The 20,675-nt window shown below is 65.9% G+C and carries 16 protein-coding genes and 1 riboswitch; of the genes, 4 read left to right on the forward strand and 12 right to left on the reverse strand.

Annotated elements, in window-relative coordinates:
* Positions 1-104: 104 nt before the first annotated feature.
* The 9 genes from ACZ1A1_RS15000 to ccmA form a co-directional block, all read right to left on the reverse strand.
* Complete coding sequence (locus tag ACZ1A1_RS15000; protein ID WP_463620520.1) at positions 105-1,583, reverse strand: M48 family metalloprotease; 1,479 nt, start codon at positions 1,581-1,583, stop codon at positions 105-107.
* A gap of 241 nt (positions 1,584-1,824) precedes the next feature.
* Positions 1,825-2,544, reverse strand: coding sequence for a thiamine ABC transporter ATP-binding protein (thiQ, locus tag ACZ1A1_RS15005; RefSeq protein ID WP_463620521.1), 720 nt, complete (start codon positions 2,542-2,544; stop codon positions 1,825-1,827).
* A complete protein-coding gene (thiP, locus tag ACZ1A1_RS15010; protein WP_463620522.1) occupies positions 2,537-4,159 on the reverse strand; it encodes a thiamine/thiamine pyrophosphate ABC transporter permease in 1,623 nt (540 codons plus the stop codon). The genes thiQ and thiP overlap by 8 nt, the downstream gene beginning before the upstream one ends.
* Position 4,160: 1 nt before the next feature.
* A complete protein-coding gene (gene thiB / locus ACZ1A1_RS15015) occupies positions 4,161-5,168 on the reverse strand; it encodes a thiamine ABC transporter substrate binding subunit (RefSeq protein ID WP_463620523.1) in 1,008 nt (335 codons plus the stop codon).
* A 39-nt stretch (positions 5,169-5,207) separates the two neighbouring features.
* Positions 5,208-5,319, reverse strand: a riboswitch (TPP riboswitch).
* 271 nt (positions 5,320-5,590) lie between these two features.
* A complete protein-coding gene (locus ACZ1A1_RS15020; protein ID WP_463620524.1) occupies positions 5,591-6,205 on the reverse strand; it encodes a DsbE family thiol:disulfide interchange protein in 615 nt (204 codons plus the stop codon).
* Entirely contained in the window at positions 6,202-6,369 is a 168-nt protein-coding gene (gene ccmD, locus ACZ1A1_RS15025; RefSeq protein WP_463620525.1) for a heme exporter protein CcmD, read from the reverse strand. Before ccmD ends, ACZ1A1_RS15020 begins: the two co-directional genes overlap by 4 nt.
* Positions 6,366-7,136 (reverse strand): heme ABC transporter permease, encoded by a 771-nt coding sequence (locus ACZ1A1_RS15030; protein WP_463620526.1) that lies wholly within the window; start codon positions 7,134-7,136, stop codon positions 6,366-6,368. The genes ccmD and ACZ1A1_RS15030 overlap by 4 nt, the downstream gene beginning before the upstream one ends.
* Before the next feature lie 60 nt (positions 7,137-7,196).
* Positions 7,197-7,856, reverse strand: coding sequence for a heme exporter protein CcmB (ccmB, locus tag ACZ1A1_RS15035; protein ID WP_424548865.1), 660 nt, complete (start codon positions 7,854-7,856; stop codon positions 7,197-7,199).
* A 205-nt stretch (positions 7,857-8,061) separates the two neighbouring features.
* Positions 8,062-8,703 (reverse strand): heme ABC exporter ATP-binding protein CcmA, encoded by a 642-nt coding sequence (gene ccmA / locus ACZ1A1_RS15040; RefSeq protein WP_463620527.1) that lies wholly within the window; start codon positions 8,701-8,703, stop codon positions 8,062-8,064.
* 266 nt (positions 8,704-8,969) lie between these two features.
* On the opposite strand from ccmA, the gene acnA reads away from it, so the two are divergent.
* The 3 genes from acnA to ACZ1A1_RS15055 all read left to right on the forward strand — a co-directional run bounded on the left by acnA (position 8,970) and on the right by ACZ1A1_RS15055 (position 13,350).
* On the forward strand, positions 8,970-11,663 hold the full coding sequence (gene acnA, locus ACZ1A1_RS15045) for an aconitate hydratase AcnA (RefSeq protein ID WP_463620528.1): 2,694 nt from the start codon (positions 8,970-8,972) through the stop codon (positions 11,661-11,663).
* 212 nt (positions 11,664-11,875) lie between these two features.
* Positions 11,876-12,634, forward strand: a complete 759-nt coding sequence (locus ACZ1A1_RS15050; protein WP_409530037.1) for a DUF1223 domain-containing protein — start codon at positions 11,876-11,878, stop codon at positions 12,632-12,634.
* Positions 12,635-12,975: 341 nt separating this feature from the next.
* Positions 12,976-13,350, forward strand: coding sequence for a DUF2794 domain-containing protein (locus tag ACZ1A1_RS15055; RefSeq protein WP_313194830.1), 375 nt, complete (start codon positions 12,976-12,978; stop codon positions 13,348-13,350).
* A gap of 153 nt (positions 13,351-13,503) precedes the next feature.
* Here ACZ1A1_RS15055 and ACZ1A1_RS15060 read toward each other — a convergent pair whose 3' ends face one another.
* The 3 genes from ACZ1A1_RS15060 to ACZ1A1_RS15070 form a co-directional block, all read right to left on the reverse strand.
* The gene (locus tag ACZ1A1_RS15060) at positions 13,504-14,055 is read right to left on the reverse strand and encodes a GNAT family N-acetyltransferase (protein WP_463620529.1); all 552 of its coding nucleotides are present in this window, start codon (positions 14,053-14,055) and stop codon (positions 13,504-13,506) included.
* Between the two features lie 131 nt (positions 14,056-14,186).
* On the reverse strand, positions 14,187-17,645 hold the full coding sequence (gene pyc, locus ACZ1A1_RS15065) for a pyruvate carboxylase (protein WP_463620530.1): 3,459 nt from the start codon (positions 17,643-17,645) through the stop codon (positions 14,187-14,189).
* Positions 17,646-17,868: 223 nt separating this feature from the next.
* Positions 17,869-18,609, reverse strand: coding sequence for a helix-turn-helix transcriptional regulator (locus tag ACZ1A1_RS15070; RefSeq protein WP_463620532.1), 741 nt, complete (start codon positions 18,607-18,609; stop codon positions 17,869-17,871).
* A gap of 303 nt (positions 18,610-18,912) precedes the next feature.
* Here ACZ1A1_RS15070 and ACZ1A1_RS15075 point away from each other — a divergent pair, with 303 nt between their 5' ends.
* Complete coding sequence (locus ACZ1A1_RS15075) at positions 18,913-20,670, forward strand: glucan ABC transporter ATP-binding protein/ permease (protein WP_463620533.1); 1,758 nt, start codon at positions 18,913-18,915, stop codon at positions 20,668-20,670.
* Positions 20,671-20,675 lie beyond the last annotated feature (5 nt).

The following is a 20,675-nucleotide window of genomic DNA, read 5'->3' on the forward strand; positions in this document are numbered from 1 at the left end:
CAGCAGGCCGGATGGCCGATAAAAAAAACCCCGCCGGAAACGGCGGGGTTTTTGTTTGCGCATGCGGAAGGCGCGGCCGGGTGAAGAGCCGGCTGCCTCACCGTTCATTCGGTGATGATCTTGAACTTGTCGCCCGGCTTGACCGTGCTCGTCGCGGTCATGGCGTTGATCAGCCGGAAGAGATCGAGCTTGCGCTCGGTCCCCATCATCCGGGCCGAGAGCGAGGCGATCGTATCGCCGGGGCGGGCGGTGACGACGCGCACGCGCAGCGGCTTCAGCGAGGCGGCTTCCTCCGCCGTCAGCTTGCGGAACGAGTTCCTGAGGATCGCCGCCGTCGGCTCCAGCGCCGTGGAGCCGGTCGGCACCGCCGTCAGGAAACGGTAGATCTGGTTGTCGATGCGCACGACGGTGACGTCGAATTCCCAGCGGTCGGCGGCGGCCCGCGCGGTCGCGCCCGGCAGGCCGTTGATCGACACAGGCCGGATCGTCTCGGGCTTGAGGCCCGTCACCCAGCCGCTCGAAATGTAGTTGACGAGGTCCTGCCCCTTGCTGTCGGCGACGCCGTCGAAGCGGATCGCGACGTCGCCGGGACCGGTCGCCAGGACCGCGTCGGCCTTGTTATCGATCTGGAAGCCTTCCGGCACGTCGAAGCGGATGCCGAGCTTGCCGTGCAGGAAAGTCTGGCCGCGCACATAGCCCTCTTCCGGCGCGTCGCCGTAGAGAAGGCCGTCGATGCCGGCGAGATAGTAGTCGCGGCCGCGGTCGCCGACCGTACCCTCCGCTCCGAAGGCCCGCGCATGCATCCGCGCCAGCTCGACGCGCTGCGGTGCGCTCGGATGGCTCGACAGGAAGTCGAGGCTCTGGTCCGCCTCCGGATCGACCGACGTGAAGCGGGCATAGCCGGCCATGGAATCGAGGAAGCGTGCGGCGGCATAGGGATCGTAGCCCGCCTCGCCCAGCATGCGCACGCCGATGACGTCGGCCTGGAGCTCCTGGTTGCGCGAGAAGGCGGCAAGGCGCAGCTTGCCGCGCGCCAGCGCCTGCTTGCCGGCGATGTTGCTGGACAGCACCTCGGCGACGACGCGGCTCGCGATGACCTCGGCCTCTTCCTTCTTCTGCCGCTCGATACCGTGGTTGGCGGTGACATGCGCCATTTCATGCGACAGCACGGCGGCCACTTCCGAGGCGTCGTCGGCGAGCGCCAGAAGGCCGCGCGTCACATAGAGATAGCCGCCCGGCAGCGCGAAGGCGTTGATGGCCGGGGAATTGAGGATGGTGATGCGGTAGGACTGGTTCGGGTTCTCCGAAACAGCCGTCAGCGCGCCGGTGATGCGGGCGACGAGGCGCTCGGTCTTGGCGTCCTTGTATTCGCCGCCGTAGCTCGCCACGATGCGCGGATGCTCGCGGGCACCCATCTGGGCGCGCGGATCGTTCTTCTGCACCTCTTCGACGATCTGCGGATTGGAAGAGGGCGAGATCGTCGGCTCATAGCTCTGCTCGATGAGCGACTGGCAGCCCGAAAGCAGCGTGCCCGCGAGCAGCAGGGCCGCGACGGACCTCACGACCCCGCGCCCGGATACCATTGCAGCTCCCTGCGTCGCTTTCGCCATGTCTCTTGCCCAAGCCCCTGAATGGGTTCGCGCCCGTGCCACAGCCTTCGGCCGCAGCGCGAGCGCGCATCGTCGCGCCTTCGAACGGATGAGATAGACGCGCCATACCCGGCCGGCAACTCCCGATTCGACAAACGGTTTTCCTGTGGCTCCGGTGACACAGGGCGGCGACCAAATTGTGGCGTCCGCCTTGGTCAAATCGCCCCGCCCCTCGCTAAATGCCGGAATGGCCGAGGAATTTTGCAACGGGAGGTGGATCGAGGCGTGCAAGGAAATCCGCCGCCGGCGCATCGAGCAGGATCGAGCCGGCCTCCAGGAACAGCACCCGTTCGGCCAGCCGGCTAATATCCTCGGGCTGGTGGGTGATGAAGAGGAGCGTGCTCTTCGTCTCGGCATGAAGCTCGGCGATGAGCCGCGCCATGTCCGCCCGCATGGCCGGATCGAGCGCGGCGAAGGGCTCGTCGAGCAGCAGGATCGGCCGGCGGCGCACCAGCGCGCGGGCGAGCGCCACGCGCTGCCGCTCGCCGCCGGAAAGCGAGCCCGGCAGGCGCTTCTCGTATCCGGCAAGGCCGACGCGGGCGAGCGCGGCGCCGATCGCCTCGCGGCCCGCCGCATCCAGCCTCAGGCCCGGATCGATGCCGAGACCGATATTGTCGGCGGCGGAAAGGTGGGCGAAGAGGTTGTTGTCCTGGAAGACGACGGAGACCGGCCGCTCCGCCGGATCGCGGCCGGCCATGTCCTTGCCGAACAGCGCGACGCTGCCGCTTGCCGGCTTCTCGAAGCCGGCGATGACGTTGAAGAGCGTCGACTTTCCCGCGCCCGAGGGGCCGGCGACGGCGACGGCGGCCCCTGCCGGAATGGCGCAATCGAAGGCGAGGCGCTTTTCCGCGAAGCGCACGGTGACGTCGGCAAGGGAAATGGCGGGATCAGGCATCGGAGCCGGGTCTTTCGGTTTGGCGCTCGGCGGCGGTCGAGGGCAGCGTCAGCAGCAGGCATAGCACGCCGAGGATCAGCGCGATGCCCGCGGCATCGGCTGTGCGGTAGCTCGCCATGCGGGAATAGAGCAGCCAGGGCAGCGTGACGAAGCCCTCCGCGCCGAAGATGGCGACCGCGCCGAGATCGCCGAGCGACAGCGCCATGGCGAAGGCGAAGGCGGCTAGGAAGGGTTTCTTCAGCGCCGGCCAGTCGATGCGCAGAAAACGCCGCCAGCCGGTGACGCCAAGGCTGAGCGCGAGGCGCGCGGTGCGGGCAAGATGCGTGCGGTAGGCGGGCTCCAGCACGCGGATGACGAAGGGCAGCGCCATCAGCGCATTGAGCACGGTGACGACGAAGGGCGCGAAGCGGCCCGTCTCGCCGAAGGTGCGCAGCATCAGGAACCAGCCGGTGGCAACGACGACCGGCGGCACGAGCAGGATCAGCGAGCCGACCGCCGGCAGCGCGCGGCCCATCAGCCGCGTCGCCGCCCCGCCGTCGCCGCTTTCGGCAAGGCGCGGCACCAGCACGACGGGAAGGGCGACGGCAAGGCTGAGGGTGGCGGAGGCGAGCGAGATGGCAAGGCTGGTGGCAAGCGCGCGGTGGAGCTGCGCATCAACCGCCAGCCGGCCGAAATCGGCGGCAAGGCCGGAGACGAGGGTGGCGGCGAGCGGGGCGGCGGTGAAGAGCGTGAAGAGGAGGATGACGAGGCCATCCGGGACGCGCCGCCTGCGGCCGTCGAAGCGGCGGATGGCACGGCCGGCGGTCATGCCTTCCTCCGGCGGGCGGCCGAAGAGCGAGATGAGCCAGAGCAGCGCCGCCGTCACCGCGATCTGCAGGAAGGCGAGCAGCACGGCGCGCTGGGGATCGAAATCGAAGCGCAGCGCCTGGTAGATCGCAACCTCGATGGTGGTGGCCGCAGGTCCGCCGCCGAGGGTGAGCACGATGGTGAAGCTCGTCGCGCAGAGCATGAAGACGAGGCCGGCGATGCCGGGCAGCACGCGGCGGATGACCGGCCATTCGATGAGCCGGAAGACCGCGCCGCCACTCATGCCGAGATTGGCCGAGGACAGCCAGTATTCCGGCGGGATGCGATCCAGCGCGGCGAGCAGGAAGCGCGCGGCGAGCGGCAGGTTGAAAAAGACATGGGCGATGAGGATGCCGGCGAGCCCGTAGACGCTGACCGGGCTTTCGAGGCCGGCAAGGCGCAGCAGGTCGTTGACGACACCCTGCCGCCCCCAGATCCCGACGACGCCGAGCGCGGCGACCAGCGCCGGCAGGCCGAGCGGCACGACGGAGAGGCGGATGATCCAGACGCGGCCGGGGAAGGTCCGCTGCCTTGCAAGCGCGCGGGCGACGGGGATGGCGAAGAGGACGGAGAGCAGCGTCGAAAGCGCCGCCTGCATCAGCGTGAACCGCGCGACGCGGCCGATATAGGCGTCGAGCAGCGGCGCGCCGCCGCCGCCCGCATGGCCAAGCAGCACGGCGGTCGCCGCGCCGACGAAGACGAGCACGCCGCCGAGGGCAAGGCCCCCGGCGATATCGAGCGTCCGTCGTTCGGCGCGGGCGAAGATCATCTTATTTCGCGCTCATCGCGCCGAGCCATTCGTCGATCCAGGCCTTGCGGTTCGCCGCGACCTCGTCCGACGACATGAGGAAGGTCTTTTCCGGCTTCACCAACGCGTCGAAGGCAGCCGGCAGCGGATCGCGGGTCTTGGCGGCCGGCATCATCCAGTTGGTTTCCGGGATGATCGACTGGAAATCCGGCCCCGTCATGAAGGTGAGGAACTGCCGGGCGAGGTCCTTGTCATGGGAAGTACGCGTCAGGCCGGCGACCTCGATCTGGATGTAATGGCCCTCGGAGAAGGCGGTGGCCTTGTAGCGCTCGGTGTTCTCCGCGATCATATGATAGGCCGGCGAGGTCGTGTAGGAGAGCACCATCGGCGCCTCGCCCTTGGTGAAGAGGCCATAGGCTTCCGACCAGCCGGGGGTGACGGTCAGCACGCGGTCCTTGAGCTTGGCCCAGGCTTCCGCGGACTTGTCGCCATAGACGGACTTCACCCAGAGCAGCAGGCCGAGGCCTGGCGTCGAGGTGCGCGGGTCCTCGATGACGATCTTCTGCGACGGGTCGCCCTCGACCAGCTCCTTGAGGCTCGTTGGCGGGGTCTTCAGCGCCTCGGTGTCATAGACGACGGCGAAGTGGCCGTAGTCGTAAGGCAGGAACGTATCGTCGGAGAAACCGCCCGGAACGGTGAGGCCTTCCGGCTTCAGGCCGTGCGGCTCGAAGAGGCCGGTCGCCTTGGCTTCCGAGATCAGGTTGGTGTCGAGGCCAAGCACCACGTCGGCCTTCGTGCCCTCGCCCTCCAGCTTGAGGCGGGTCAGCAGTTCCACGCCGTCGGCGACGCCGACCCATTCGACCTTGCAGCCGCAGGTCTTCTCGAAGGTCTCCTTAACCTTCGGCCCCGGGCCCCATTCGGCAACGAAACTCTCATAGGTGTAGACGGTCAGCGTCTTTTCCTGCGCGAAGGCGGGAAAGGCCAACGATACGGCGAGCGCCGCGATGGAAGAAAGAAATGCCGTGCGCATCAGCGCCTCCTTGTCTGGTCACAAACGGGAATAGGGCGCTGGATTGAGCCGTCTAATCCCTCCGCCGGTACGAGCCGGATCAGGTTCTTCGGGTTGGCAAACGCCTCTCAGCCGGCAGGTCGGAACCTGCGGGGCACCCCGTTAGAGCGGAAGAAGGCATAATCCCGTGCGCTTCGGCGCGCAAGGGGTGGAGGCGGAAACCGTGCGGCGTCAGCCCTCCACGGTTGGGGTCGTGCATCGAGGCTGCCCCTCACCCTAGCCCTCTCCCCGCAAGCGGGGAGAGGGGACTTGCCCCACGCGATATTTGAGATTCGGGAAAACGGCGCGGCATATCCCCTTCTCCCCGCTTGCGGGGAGAAGGTGGCCGGCAGGCCGGATGAGGGGCGAACGCTCCCGCGATTACCCTACCCTTTTGAGAGTTATCAGCCGCCCGCAGCGGGCGTCCCAAGCGCCTTCTCGATCGCCGGATAGAGCCCGTCTTTCAAACTCTTGTCATCGAACGGACCGACCCGCTTGTAGAGGATCGTCCCATCCGGCCCGACGAGGTAGGATTCCGGGATGCCGTAGACACCCCAGTCGATCGCCATCTTGCCGACGGGATCGAGGCCGATGGCCGAGAAGGGATTGCCGAGCTCGCCGAGGAAGCGTAGCGCATTCTCGCTGCCATCCTTGTAGTTGACGCCGACGACCGTGATGCGCGGGTCCTTCGACAGCGCCAGGATGACCGGGTGCTCCTGCCGGCAGGGCACGCACCAGGAGGCCCAGAAATTGACGAGCGTCAGCTTGCCCGCGGCCGTTTGCGCCGTCAGCGCCGGGACGGGCGCGCCGTCTTTGGTGGCGCCCGCAAGCGGATCGAGATCGCGGAACGGCGCCTTGGTGCCGATGAGCGCGGAGGGGATTTCCGAGATGTCGCGGCCGGAATTGAGCTGGGTCCAGAAGATCAGCGCCAGGCCGAGGAAGACCGCGAGCGGCAGCGCGGCGAGGATCAAGCGCGTGCGCTTGCCCGCGCCCTCGGCATTGCCCTCGTTCTCGCTCATGGATTGCCCTCGCTGTGCGCGGAGCGGCGGCGGATGCCGGCGGCTTCGAGCTGCTCGATCTCGCGGCGGCGGCCGCGATGGTCGATGAAGACCCAGAGCACGAGGCCGAGCGTGACGGCGAAGGCAGCGATATAGGACACCGCGACGTAGAAGGTATGGCTCATGCGGCGCCTCCCGCGCGGCCGGCGACACGGGCCGCATGGCGGCGCAGCACCGCGATGCGGCGGCGCAGGATCTCGTTGCGCATGGCAAGGATATGCAGCGTGAAGAACAGCATGGTGAAGGCGACGGCCATGATGATGAGCGGCCAGAGGAATTCCGGGTCGATGGTCGGCCCGCCCATGCGGATGACGCTCGCCGGCTGGTGCAGCGTGTTCCACCACTCGACCGAGAACTTGATGATCGGGATGTTGACGAAACCGACGAGGATCAGCACGGCGCTGACCTTGGCGGCGCGCGTCGGGTCATCCATGGCGCGGCCGAGGGCGATCAGGCCGAGATACATCAGGAAGAGCACGAAGACGGAGGTGAGCCGCGCGTCCCACACCCACCAGGTACCCCACATGGGCTTGCCCCAGAGCGAGCCGGTGATGAGCGCGACGAGCGTGAAGCAGGCGCCGATGGGCGCGGCGGCCTTGGCCGAGACGTCGGCGAGCGGATGGCGCCAGACGAGCGTGCCGAGTGCGGAAAGCGCCATGACCGAATAGCACATCATCGAGAGCCAGGCCGCCGGCACATGCACATACATGATGCGCACCGTTTCGCCCTGCTGGTAATCGCCCGTCGTCGTGAAGGAAAGGTAGAGCCCCACCGCAAAGAGACAGAGCGTCAGCCCGGCAAGCCACGGCCAGACGATGGCGACCAGCGCCAGGAACCGCGTGGGATTGGCGAGGTCGCTGAATTTTCGGATGGCAAGGCTCGGTTCGCTCATGATGGTTCTTTAACGCGGAAGCACCCGGTCTTCAATTGATCTGCCGCAATCACTTTCCTGTCAGTCGCTCGAAAGACGAAGCGCCGCAGCCGCCGCGACGGGACCGATGACGGCAAAGGCGAGGTTGAGCGCGACGAGGATGAGGAAGGGCGGCAGGAAGGGCGCCGGTTCCTGGATCGCCGCATAGACCGCACTCACCCCGAAGATCAGCACGGGAATGGCAAGCGGCAGGACGAGGATCGAGACGAGCAGCCCGCCGCGCGGCAGCGCCACCGCCACCGCCGCACCCGCCGCGCCGATGAAGGTGATGGCGGGCGTGCCGGCCAAGAGCGTCAGCGTCGTCGCGCCGATGGCGGTCTCGTCCATGTTCATGAAGAGGCCGAGCAGCGGCGAGGCGATGACGAGCGGCAGGCCGGTCGCGAGCCAATGGGCGAGGCACTTGACGAAGACCGTCAGCACCAGCGGCGTCTCCTGCATCAGGAGCAGGTCGAGCGAGCCGTCCTCGCGCTCGGCCTGGAACAGCCGGTCGAGGCCGAGGAGTGAAGCGAGCAGCGCGCCGATCCAGAGGATGGCGGGGCCGATGCGGGCGAGGAGATTGAGGTCCGGCCCGACGCCGAAGGGGATGACGGCGACGACGGTCATGAAGAAGAGGACGCCGACCAGGGCGCCGCCGCCGGCGCGCACGGAGAGCTTGAGGTCGCGGAGGAGGAGGGCGATCATGCGACGATCCTCCGGAGTCGAGGGCTTGGCGCACCCCCCTCTGCCCTGCCGGGCATCTCCCCCACAGGGGGGGAGATCGAATCGTGGCACGGTCTCGCCCAAAGCAGATGGTGTGAATTACGGGATACCCCTGCTCCCAGCCAATCTCCTCCCCTGTGGGGGAGATGCCCGGCAGGGCAGAGGGGGGTAGCCACGGACACGTCCATCACCACACATCCTCCATCATCCCGGCAAACCCCTTCATCCGCAATTCCTTCGCTCCCTCCAGCCCGAGCGGCTGGTGCGTCGCGGCGAGCGCGATGCCGCCGCGCGCAAGGTGGGCGGTGACGAGGCCGGCAAACATCGCCTCGGCGGCGGCATCGAGCGCCGCCGTCGGCTCGTCGAGGATCCAGACCGGGCGCCAGGACACGAGGAGCTTGGCCATCGCCATGCGGCGCTGCTGGCCGGCCGAGAGATAGCCGAAGGGAAGATGCGCGATGCCGCCGAGGCCGACGGCCTCGACCGCCTCGGCGATGGGCACGCCCGCCCCGCCGGCAAAGTCGCCGAAGAAGGATTTCCAGAAGGACAGGTTCTCCTCGACGGTGAGCTCCCGCTTCATCGCGTTGCGATGGCCGAGATAGTGCGCAGCCTCGCCGAGCTGCCCGATCGGTTGCGCTGCAGCAAGGAGTTTCGCGCTCCCCGAATGCGCCGGCAGGAGGCCCGCCAGGACGCGCAGCAGCGTCGACTTGCCGGAGCCGTTCGGGCCCTTGACGACGAGGGCTTCGCCGCCACCGATTTCAAAGGAAATATCTTGGAAAATCAGGTCTTCGCCGCGCTTGGCGCTCAATCCTTCGGCGACGAGCCGCATGTCTCTTCACTTTCCCTTTACGACCTTGGTCGCAACGCAAAAAAATTGTCCCGATTTGCCCTTCGGCGGTCTGGATCGTTTCTTAGAAATTATCTATAACGCCCGCAACACGCCAGCGGTCGGCGTGAATTTCATCCAAGCGCCGAACACGGGAATGATTTCCGCGTACGGACAGCGGAAATGGCCGCACCCGCATCCCATTCGCGCCTCAGGCGCTCGGGCGTTCGTACGTCAGCTTTCTGGCGCCAGACGAGACGGGGTATAAAGTGTCCAAATCCCTAGACAGTTTCAATTGTCGTTCGACCCTCACGGTCAACGGCACCGACTATGTGTACTACAGCCTGCCCAAGGCCGAAGCGAACGGCCTTGCCGGCGTCTCGAAGCTGCCCTACTCGATGAAGGTGCTTCTTGAGAACCTGCTGCGCTTCGAGGACGGCCGCTCGGTCACCAAGGAGCACATCCTTTCCGTCGCCGAATGGCTGACGAACAAGGGCACGGTCGAAAACGAGATCGCCTATCGCCCGGCGCGCGTTCTGATGCAGGACTTCACCGGCGTTCCCGCCGTGGTCGACCTTGCGGCGATGCGCGACGCGATGGTCTCGCTCGGCGGCGACCCGGAGAAGATCAACCCGCTCGTTCCCGTCGACCTCGTCATCGACCACTCGGTCATCGTCGACGAATTCGGCACGCCGACCGCCTTTGCCCGCAACGTCGAGCTGGAATACCAGCGCAACGGCGAGCGCTACCGCTTCCTGAAATGGGGCCAGCAGGCGTTCAAGAACTTCCGCGTCGTTCCCCCGGGCACCGGCATCTGTCACCAGGTCAATCTGGAATATCTGGGCCAGACGGTTTGGACCAAGGAAGAAGACGGCGAGATCGTCGCCTACCCGGATACCTGTGTCGGCACGGACAGCCACACGACCATGATCAACGGCCTCGGCGTTCTCGGCTGGGGCGTGGGCGGCATCGAGGCGGAAGCCGCCATGCTCGGCCAGCCGGTCTCCATGCTACTGCCCGAGGTCATCGGCTTCAAGCTGACCGGCAAGCTCAAGGAAGGCGTCACGGCGACCGACCTCGTGCTGATGGTCGTGCAGATGCTGCGCAAGAAGGGCGTCGTCTCCAAGTTCGTCGAATTCTTCGGCCCCGGCCTCGACAACATGACGCTCGCCGACCGCGCGACGATCGGCAATATGGGCCCGGAATACGGCGCTACCTGCGGCTTCTTCCCGGTCGACGGCGAGACCGTCAACTACCTCACCATGTCCGGCCGCGAAGAGCAGCGCATCGCCCTCGTCGAAGCCTATTCGAAGGCTCAAGGCATGTGGCGTGACGGCGACGGCTCCGACCTCGTCTTCACCGACACGCTCGAACTCGACCTCGGCGACGTGGTCCCGGCCATGGCCGGCCCGAAGCGCCCGGAAGGCCGCATCCCGCTGGAAAACATCGCCTCCGGCTTCGCCGCGTCGATGGATAACGACTACAAGAAGCCCGGCCAGCTTTCGAACCGCTACCCGGTCGAGGGCACGGACTACGACCTCGGCCATGGCGACGTCGCCATCGCCGCCATCACTTCGTGCACCAACACGTCCAACCCGTCGGTCCTCATCGCCGCCGGCCTTCTCGCCCGCAACGCGGTCGCCAGGGGCCTGAAGACCAAGCCGTGGGTCAAGACGTCGCTGGCACCGGGATCGCAGGTCGTCGGCGAATATCTCGCCAAGTCCGGCCTGCAGGCCGACCTCGACAAGCTCGGCTTCAACCTCGTCGGCTTCGGCTGCACGACCTGCATCGGCAATTCCGGCCCGCTGCCGGGCCCGATCTCCAAGACGATCAACGACAAGGGCCTCATCGCCGCCGGCGTCCTCTCGGGCAACCGCAACTTCGAAGGCCGCATCTCGCCGGACGTGCAGGCGAACTACCTCGCCTCGCCGCCGCTCGTCGTCGCCTATGCGCTCGCCGGTTCCGTCCAGAAGGACCTCACGAAGGAGCCGATCGGCGAGGACCAGGACGGCAACCCCGTCTACCTCAAGGACATCTGGCCGACCTCGCAGGAAATCCAGGAATTCATCCTCAAATACGTCACCCGCGCGCTCTACGCCGCGAAATACGCCGACGTCTTCAAGGGCGACGAGAACTGGCAGGCCGTGCAGGTGCCGGCGGGCCAGACCTATGCCTGGGACGACAAGTCGACCTATGTGCAGAACCCGCCCTACTTCGTCGGCATGGGCAAGACCGGCTCGGGCCTCAAGAACATCGAGGGCGCGCGCGTCCTCGGTCTCTTCGGCGACAAGATCACCACCGACCACATCTCGCCTGCCGGTTCGATCAAGGCGGCCTCGCCGGCCGGCGCCTACCTTACGGGCAACGGCGTCGCGGTGGCGGACTTCAACCAGTACGGCACGCGCCGCGGCAACCATGAGGTCATGATGCGCGGCACCTTCGCCAATATCCGCATCCGCAACCACATGCTTGGGCCCAACGGCAAGGAAGGTGGCTACACGATCCACTATCCGTCCAAGGAAGAGATGTCGATCTACGACGCGGCCATGAAGTACAAGGCCGAGGGCGTTCCGCTCGTCATCTTCGCCGGCGTGGAATACGGCAACGGCTCCTCGCGCGACTGGGCGGCCAAGGGCACCAACCTTCTCGGCGTCAAGGCCGTGGTGGCGCAGTCATTCGAGCGTATCCACCGCTCCAACCTTGTCGGCATGGGCGTCGTGCCCTTCGTCTTCGAGGAAGGCACGACCTGGGCCTCGCTGGACCTCAAGGGTGACGAGATCGTCACCATCGAGGGCCTGGAAGGCGACATCAAGCCGCGCGAGAAGAAGATCGCCAGGATCACCTATTCCGACGGCAAGGTGAAGGAGGTTCCGCTCCTCTGCCGCATCGATACGCTGGACGAGGTCACCTACATGAACAACGGCGGCATCCTGCAGACCGTTCTGCGCGACCTCGCCGCCTGAGCGGCTTCGGATTGAAAAACGAGATGCCGGGGCCGAAAGCCCCGGCATTTTTCGTTTCCGGCGGGATTTCCTTCCAATGAGGCCATCTCAGGCCTTGAGCCCGCGGGCGGACACGGGCAAAAATCTCACTCCATCGTGACTTCCTGTTGAAGCGGCAAGGGCGTATGACGGGCTGGAAAGGCTGGCCTGCGGCCGGCATTGCATTGGAAATGATCATGCCGAGACCGTATGTACCGGAATGTCTGGCGATCCTGCTGACGCTCGGCGCCGGCACCGCCCATGCACAGGAAGCGACCGCGCCGAAGGGCGTCGTCGAGCTTTTCACCAGCCAGGGCTGCTCCTCCTGCCCGCCCGCCGACAAGGCGCTCGAGACGCTTGCGCGCGAGGGCAAGGTCGTCGCCCTCGCCTACCATGTCGACTACTGGAACTATCTCGGCTGGGCGGACACGCTCGCCTCCAAGGACAATACCGCCCGGCAATATGCCTATGCCCGCATGTTCGGCCGCAACGGCGTCTATACGCCCCAGGCCGTGCTGAACGGCCGCGAGCATATCAACGGCGCCGACCTTTCCGGCATCCGCACCCGCATCGATTCCCTGCCGAGGGAAGGCAAGGGGCTCGACGTGCCGGTGAATGTCGAGGTGAAGAACGACGAGCTGCGCATCCGCGTCGGCCCCGGCCATGGCAAGGCCAATATCGTGATCGCCTATTTCGAGCGCGAGCGCACGATCGACATCGACAAGGGCGAGAACCGCGGCAAGACCGTCAATTACTGGCACGCCGTGACGGACATGGAGACGATCGGCATGTGGGAGGGCAAGGAGACCAATCTGGTGCTTCCCGCCGACATGCTGAAGAAGAAGGAAAAGCCCGGCGGCTGCGCCGTGCTTCTCCAGCGCATGAAGACGGCCGATACGCCCGGCGCGATCCTCGGGGCGACGGTTCTGGCAGGCGACGAGACGTCACGGTGAATTCTTCCCTCCCCCGCGGGGGAGGTCCGGTCCGGCTTCTTCGAGGGGCTGGGGCTTGAGGGTTCGAAGAAAGACGGACCGGACCGGGACGAAGCTGCCGGCAACGGATACAGGGCAACTTCGACAGACGCGCACCGTTCCGAACCGGCTTCCTGCTTGAGGCAACAGACTGGTACGGGCCGCGACGGGCGAACTCTCTCTTTTAATTTGGGCTTCTGTTTGTCTGAAATGCGGCGGGACGGATTTTTGCGAAATCGCCGCTTTCGCCCCATCCAGCTTGCATTTCGGCGCCGCTCAGGCACACTGTCACGCAGCCGTCACAGACGAGGTGCGGAGATTCGATGACCGATCAGCCGGATTTGCAGGCGTCCAGTGTCGTGGTCGACCTCAAGGAATACCGCAACAGCAAGGATCCGCTGCCGGTGACCTTCCACCGCCGCGAACTCGATGCGATCCTCTGGGTCTATGGCCGCATGGTGGGTGAAGGCGAATGGCGCGACTATGCCATCGACCATATGCGCGACAAGGCCGTCTTCTCGATCTTCAAGCGATCCGGCGAAATGCCGCTCTACCGGGTGGAGAAGAACCCCAGGCTCGCCGCCAAGCAGGGCGCCTACAGCGTCGTCAACCAGCAGGGCATGATCCTGAAGCGCGGCCATGAGCTGAACCAGGTGCTGAAGGTCTTCGACAAGGTGCTGCGTCTCGTCGAGACCTGAGCGCACCTTTCCCATTTGCCTATTTGCAATGGGATCCTCCGCGGGTTTGACTCGGGGACCAATGCGGCGCGGCATTCGCGGCATGGATGCTCGGGCCGGGCCCGAGCATGATGGAAGGGAGGCTACGGTCTGCCCTACGCCCCTCTTCCGATGTTACCCCATCGTCCCCGGATAGTCCGTCGCCGACGGCTCCGTCTCCGCCCCCTCGCCGAGGGGGCGCTGCATGAAGACCGTGTCCAGCCAGCGCCCGTGCTTGAAGCCGGTCGCCGTCATGCGGCCCGAATGCGCGAAGCCGGCGGCGCTGTGGACGGCGATGGAGGCGGGATGCGCGCCGCCGATGACCGCCACCATCTGGCGGAAGCCGAGATCCGTGCAGCGGCGGATGAGCTCGGCCAGCAGCGCCTTGCCGACGCCCTTGCCGCGCGCTTCCGGCGCGAGATAGACCGAGTCCTCCACCAGCCAGCGATAGGCCGGCCGCGTGCGGAAGGCCGACGCATAGGCATAGCCGAGGATGAGGCCGGTCTGCTCCACCGCCACGATATAGGGATAGCCCTTGCCGGTGATCGCCGTGAAGCGCGCTTCCATCTCGTCGAGCGTCGGCGGATCGATCTCGTAGCTCGCCACGCCGTTCAGCACGGATTCGCGGTAGATTTCGGTGAAGGCGGCGATGTCGCCGAGCGCGGCGGTACGGATGACGAAGCTCATGGAAGCCTGCGTTTCATTGAACAATTCCGATAGGGTGGCAGCGTTTTGCGGCCGGAATTGCGCAAGCGCAAGGGCAAAGAGGGGATGGGGTTAACCCCATCCCCCGTCATGCGGGCTTCCCGCCGGCAGGCTCAGGCGCCGTAGACGATCAAGAGGTCCTTGGCGTCGATCTGGTCGCCGGCCTTGACCAGCACTTCGGAGACCATGCCGTCCTTTTCGGCATGCAGCGCCGTCTCCATCTTCATCGCCTCGATGGAGAGCAGCACGTCGCCGGCCTTGACGCTTTGGCCGGCCGAGACCGAGACGGTCGAGATGACGCCCGGCATCGGCGCGCCGAGATGGGCGGCATTGCCGGCCTCGGCCTTGCGGCGCACGGCCGAGGTGGCGGCGCGGTTGCGGTCCGGTACCTTGATGAGGCGCGGCTGGCCGTTCAGCTCGAAGAACACCTTGACCATGCCCTGCTCGTCCGGCTCGCTTTTCGCCTGATGCAGGATGACGAGGGAAACGCCCTTCTCCAGCTCCGGCGAAAGCTCCTCGCCGGGGGCAAGGCCGTAGAAATAGGCCGGCGTCGGCAGCACGCTGACCGGGCCGTACAGGTCGGCGGCCAGCGCATAGTCGGTGAAGACCTTCGGATACATGAGGTAGGAGGCGAACTCGAAGTCGTCGACCTTGCGCTCCAGCTTGTCCTCGATGGCCTTGCGCTCCGCATCGAGATCGGCCGGCGGCAGCAGCGAGCCCGGCACGGCCGTATAGGGCGTCTCGCCCTTCAGCGCCTTCTTCTGGAGACCGGCCGGCCAGCCGCCCGGGGGCTGGCCGAGATCGCCCTTCAGCATCGAGACGACCGATTCGGGGAAGGCGATATCCTTCGCGGGATTCTCCACATCGGCGACCGTGAGGTCCTGCGAGACCATCATCAGCGCCATGTCGCCCACCACCTTGGAGGAGGGCGTCACCTTGACGATATCGCCGAACATCTGGTTGGCGTCGGCATAGGCCTGCGCGACGCGATGCCACCTGGTTTCGAGGCCCAGCGAGCGCGCCTGCTCCTTGAGGTTGGTGAACTGGCCGCCCGGCATTTCATGCAGGTAGACTTCCGAGGCCGGCCCCTTGAGGTCGCTTTCGAAGGCGGCGTACTGGAAGCGCACGGCCTCCCAGTAGAAGGAGATGCGGCGGATCCATTCGGGATCGAGGCCCGGATCGCGCTCGGAACCCTTCAGCGCCTCGACGATCGAGCCGAGGCAGGGCTGCGACGTGTTGCCGGAGAGCGCATCCATCGCCGCATCCACCACGTCGACGCCGGATTCGACGGCGGCAAGCACGGTCGCCGCCGCGATGCCGGACGTGTCGTGCGTGTGGAAATGGATCGGCAGGTCCGTCGCCTCGCGCAGCGCCTTGAAGAGCACGCGCGCAGCGGCCGGCTTCAGCAGGCCCGCCATGTCCTTCACCGCGATCATGTGCGCGCCGGCCTTTTCCAGCTCGCTCGCAAGGGCGGTGTAGTATTTGAGGTCGTATTTCGGGCGGGCGGAATTCAGGAGGTCGCCGGTATAGCAGATCGCCGCCTCGCAGATCTTGTTCTCTTCGGCGACCGCCTCCATCGAGACGCGCATGTTGTCGACCCAGTTGAGGCAGTCGAAGACGCGGAAGACATCGATGCCGCCCTTGGCCGCCTGGCGCACGAAGTACTTCACGACATTGTCGGGATAGTTCTTGTAGCCGACGCCGTTCGCCCCGCGCAGCAGCATCTGGAGGAGGAGGTTCGGGGCATCCTCGCGGATGCGGGCCAGCCGATCCCACGGGTCTTCCGTCAGGAACCGCATGGAGACGTCGAAGGTCGCGCCGCCCCAGCATTCCAGCGAGAAGAGCTGCGGCAGGGCGCGGGCATAGGTGCCGGCGACGCGGGCGATGTCATGCGTGCGCATCCGGGTGGCAAGCAGCGACTGGTGCGCGTCGCGCATCGTCGTGTCCGTCAGGAAAACCCGGTTCTCGCCGCGCACCCATTCGGCGAATTTCTTCGGCCCGAGCGCATCGAGCTTCTGCTTGGTGCCGGGAGCGATGCCGCCCTCGATGAAGGGCACGACGGGCCTGGCGACATCGGCCGGCGGCTTCGGCCGGCCCTTGGCCTCCGGATGGCCGTTGACGGTGACGTCGGCGAGATAGGTGAGAAGCTTGGTGGCGCGGTCCTGGCGCTTGACCTGCTGGAAGAGCTCCGGCGTCGTGTCGATGAAGCGGGTCGTGTAGCTGTTATCGCGGAAGCGCTCGTGAGTAATGATCGCTTCGAGGAAGGTGAGGTTCGTCGCGACGCCGCGGATGCGGAACTCGCGCAGCGCGCGGTCCATGCGGGCGATCGCCTCCAGCGGATCCGGCGCCCAGGCCGTGACCTTGACCAGCAGCGGATCGTAGAAGCGGGTGATCACCGCGCCCGGATAGGCCGTGCCGCCGTCGAGGCGGATGCCGAAGCCGGAGGCCGAGCGATAGCCGGTGATGCGGCCGTAGTCGGGAATGAAGTTCTGCTCCGGGTCTTCCGTGGTGATGCGGCACTGGAGGGCATGGCCGTTGAGGCGGATATCCGCCTGGCGCGGCACGCCCGATTGCGGCGTGCCGATGGCATGGCCGTCGAGGATGTGGATCTGCGCCTTGACGATGTCGATGCCGGTCACGACTTCCGTGACGGTGTGCTCGACCTGGATGCGCGGGTTCACCTCGATGAAGTAGAACTTCCCACTGTCGGCATCCATCAGGTACTCGACCGTGCCGGCGCCGACATAGCTGGTCGCCTTGGCGATCTTCAGCGAATAGTCGGCGAGCTCCTGGCGCTGCGCATCCGAAAGATAGGGCGCGGGCGCGCGCTCGACGACCTTCTGGTTGCGGCGCTGGATGGAACAATCGCGCTCGAAGAGATGCACGACATTACCGTGCGTGTCGCCGAGGATCTGGCTTTCGACATGGCGGGCGCGCTCGACGAGCTTTTCGAGATAGACCTCGTCCTTGCCGAAGGCGGCCTTGGCCTCGCGCTTGGCTTCCGTCACCTCGCGGATCAGGTCCTTCGGATCGCGGATGGCGCGCATGCCGCGCCCGCCGCCGCCCCAGGAGGCCTTGAGCATGACGGGATAGCCGATCTCCTCCGCAAGGCGGTGGATCTCCTTCTCGTCGTCCGGCAGCGGTTCGGTCGCCGGCACGACCGGCACGCCGACGGAGATGGCGAGGTTGCGCGCGGCGACCTTGTTGCCGAGCTGGCGCATGGTGGCCGGGCGCGGGCCGATGAAGGTGATGCCGGCAGCATCGCATGCATCGACGAATTCCGGGCTTTCCGACAGAAGACCATAGCCGGGATGGATGGCGTCGGCGCCGGAAAGCTTGGCGACGCGGATCACTTCCTCGATCGACAGATAGCTCTCGATGGGGCCGAGGTCGCGCGAAAGATGCGGGCCGCGGCCGATCTGGTAGCTCTCGTCCGCCTTGAAGCGGTGCAGCGCAAGTTTGTCTTCCTCGGCCCATATCGCGACTGTTTTCAGCCCAAGCTCATTGGCCGCGCGGAACACGCGGATGGCAATTTCTGAACGGTTGGCGACAAGGATCTTGGAAATGGGCAAGTCGGACTCCTCATTGACTTGGAAAGCGGCGGCTTGGAAAACGGGAAAATGCTGCACCCGCGAAGAGAATTATTAGCGGGTAATTTCCAAAGTGCAATTTTGGAGTCGTCACGGAACAAAAGATTTGCGCCGCTGGAAACAATCGCGGCGGGGGCGCGAGACGCCATCCCGCTGAAAATCGTTTCAACGCAACGGGTTATCCAATTCTGCGGTCCCGGACCCGCTAAGACACGAGTCCGAGCCGGAAGGCGATCGCGATGGCGTGGTGGCGGTTGCGCGCACCGAGTTTTTCCTGGATGCCGTTCATGTACCAATCGACGGTATGGCTGGAAATGCCAAGCGTGCGGCCGATCTCGTGCGAGGTCATGCCTTCGGCAAGCAGCGTCAGCGCCTCCATCTCGCGGCGCGTCAACTGCACGTCGACCACTTCGGCGAGCCGGGCGGCGGTCTCAGGGTCGGCGGCATGGACGAGCTTCCAGTAGAGCCGCCGGGCGATGCTGTCGAAGAGGCCGACCTCCACGCTTTCCAGCTCCACCGGCCTGCCCCCGATGCTGAGGCTGCCGATGAGGCCGCGCCGGCCGTGGACGGGAAACACGTAGCCGTCCTCCAGCCCCTTGTTGCGGGCGTCCACCATCATGCGTTCCATGCGCTTGCGGTGCGGGCTAGTGCGGAAGGCGCCGAGCGTGTCGCGCCAGCGGAAGCCCTGCTGGGCATGGCCGAGATAGCGCACGGTCGGGTCGATCTGCATGTAGCGCCTGCGCAGGTAAAGCTCGGGCCAGCCCTCCGGCCAGCGGCCGGCAAGCAGGAGGCCGGACGGTTCGTCCACCGGCCTCGGCGCCAGCAGGAGACCGTAATAATCGAAGCCGCAGAGCGTCAGCAGACGCTCGAATTCGGCCGTTGCCTCTTCCCGACCGCGCAACTCGTCGATCAGTGCAAGGAACTGCACCAGCAAGTTGATCTTCATGTACCCCGCGCTTGACTAGCTTTGTTTAACCAACTGATAAAGCTGAACCCGGCCGACAACCGGCCCAAGCGCCCCATTCGTATTCCCCGCCTTACAAATGGCAGGATCACATGCTGAAAATCAATTGTTTTGCATGCATGGCTGCCGTGAAAATGAGAAAATCACGCAAGATGTCAGGGCGGTCATGAAATTTGCTTGACGCGGAAGAACTTTTGTCGCTTCCGCTGATTAATACCCGCAGCGAAGGGACAGAAGGTGCTCGCTGCACCGCATAACTGGTATCGCCGGAAAGGCCTCATTCCCGTGTCTTTGTTTCAGGTCTATGCAAGAGCCCTCAGCTATCTTGGCACCTATAAGCTTCGCGTCGGTCTCGTCGTCGCCGCCAACGTCATCCTGGCGGTCATCACCATTGCCGAGCCCATCCTTTTCGGCCGCATCATTGATGCCATCTCCAGCAAGGGCGCCGTCACGCCGCTGCTTCTGATGTGGGCGGGCTTCGGCCTGTTCAACACCATCGCCTATGTGCTCGTCGCCCGCGAAGCGGACCGGCTGGCCCATGGCCGGCGCGCCAGCCTGCTGACGGAAGCCTTCGGCCGCATCATCTCCATGCCGCTCGCCTGGCATAGCCAGCGCGGCACCTCCAATGCGCTGCACACGCTGCTGCGCGCCTGCGAGACGCTGTTCGGCCTCTGGCTCGAATTCATGCGCACGCACCTGGCCACCGCCATCGCGCTCGCCCTCCTCATCCCGACCGCCTTCACGATGGACTACCGCCTGTCGCTGGTGCTCTTGGTGCTTGGCGCGCTCTATGTCGTCATCGGCAAGGTGGTGATGAACCGCACCCGCGAGGGGCAGGCGTCGGTGGAGAACCACTACCACACCGTCTTCTCCCATGTGTCGGACTCGATCAGCAACGTCTCGGTGGTGCACAGCTACAACCGCATCGAGGCGGAGACCCGCGAGCTGAAGCGCTTCGCCGAGCGCCTGATCAACGCACAGTTCCCGGTGCTCGACTGGTGGGCGCTCGCCAGCGCGCTCAACCGCATTGCCTCGACCATCTCCATGATGGCGATCCTCGTCATCGGCACCGTGCTCGTCCAGAAGGGCGAAATCCGCGTCGGCGACGTCATCGCCTTCATCGGCTTCGCGGGCCTGCTCATCGGCCGTCTCGACCAGATGAAGGCCTTCGCCACGCAGATCTTCGAGGCCCGCGCCAAGCTGGAGGACTTCTTCACGCTGGAGGACGCCGTCAAGGACCGCGAGGAGCCGAGCGATGCCGGCGAGCTCGGCGAGGTGAAGGGCAGGGTCGAGTACCGCAACGTGAGCTTCGACTTCGCCAACGCAACGCAGGGCGTGCGCGACGTCTCCTTCACGGCGGAAGCCGGCCAGACGGTCGCCATCGTCGGCCCGACGGGCGCCGGCAAGACCACCTTGGTCAACCTCCTGCAGCGCGTCTACGAGCCGCAATCCGGCCAGATCCTCATCGACGGCGTCGATATCGCGACGGTGACGCGCAAGTCGCTGCGCCGCTCCATCGCCACCGTCTTCCAGGATGCGGGCCTGCTCAACCGCTCGATCTCCGACAATATCCGCCTCGGCCGCGAAGGCGCGAGCCAGGAGGAGATCGTGGCGGCCGCGGAAGCGGCGGCGGCGAACGACTTCATCACCTCGCGCCAGAGCGGCTACGACACCCATGTCGGCGAGCGCGGCAACCGGCTTTCGGGCGGCGAGCGCCAGCGCATCGCGATTGCCCGCGCCATCCTGAAGAACGCACCGATCCTCGTTCTCGACGAGGCGACCAGCGCGCTTGACGTGGAGACGGAGGCGCGCGTCAAGGCGGCGATCGATTCGCTTCGCCGCAACCGCACGACCTTCATCATCGCGCACCGCCTGTCGACGGTCCGCGAGGCCGATCTGGTGGTCTTCATGGATCACGGCCAGATCGCCGAGATGGGAACGTTCAACGATCTCAGCCAGAGCAACGGCCGCTTCGCCGCGCTGCTGCGCGCCAGCGGCATCCTGACGGACGACGATGTGCGCAAGAGCCACACCGCCGCCTGACGGGC

It is taken from the genome of Shinella sp. R2-11 (assembly GCF_055330205.1).